The organism is Streptomyces sp. 13-12-16 (genome assembly GCF_002114215.1).
Taxonomy (GTDB): domain Bacteria; phylum Actinomycetota; class Actinomycetes; order Streptomycetales; family Streptomycetaceae; genus Streptomyces.
Genome location: NZ_NCTE01001434.1, coordinates 1 through 484, shown reverse-complemented (window position 1 = coordinate 484; position 484 = coordinate 1). Strand labels below are relative to the sequence as shown.

Sequence of the window (484 nt, the reverse complement as noted above, 5' to 3'; positions counted from 1 at the left end):
CCTCACCGGCCACCTCCTGGACGCGACGGGGCGGCGGGCCTCCGAACGGCGGGAGACCGGGAGCGGTACGTCGTCCCGGGGCCCGGAGACCGCCGTGGTGGGGCTGGCCTGCCGGTTCCCCGGCGCGGGTACGCCGGAGGAGTTCTGGGAGCTGCTCACCGCCGGCCGCGACGCCGTGACGGAGGTGCCCGCGGGCCGCTGGGGCACGACCGGGGCGGCGGCGGAGGACGGGCGGTGGGGTGCCTTCCTGGACGACCCCGCCGCCTTCGACGCCGGGCACTTCGGGATCGGCGCCGAGGAGGCGCGCGCGCTCGACCCGCAGGCACGGATCTTCCTCGAACTCGCCCACGAGGCGCTGGAACGCGCCGGATACGCCGGGCCGCGCCGCCGCGGCCTGCGGATCGGCGTCTTCGCCGCCGTCGGCGACAGCGGCTACCGGCAGGTCCTCGCCGAGGCCGGTCCCGGTGCCGCGCCGCCGGACGGG

General features: G+C 79.1%; 1 protein-coding gene. It reads left to right on the top strand.

The window, feature by feature from the left end:
* Nucleotides 1-484 (top strand): beta-ketoacyl synthase N-terminal-like domain-containing protein (locus B7767_RS42180; RefSeq protein ID WP_143652997.1); only part of this gene is annotated, 484 nt, incomplete at both ends.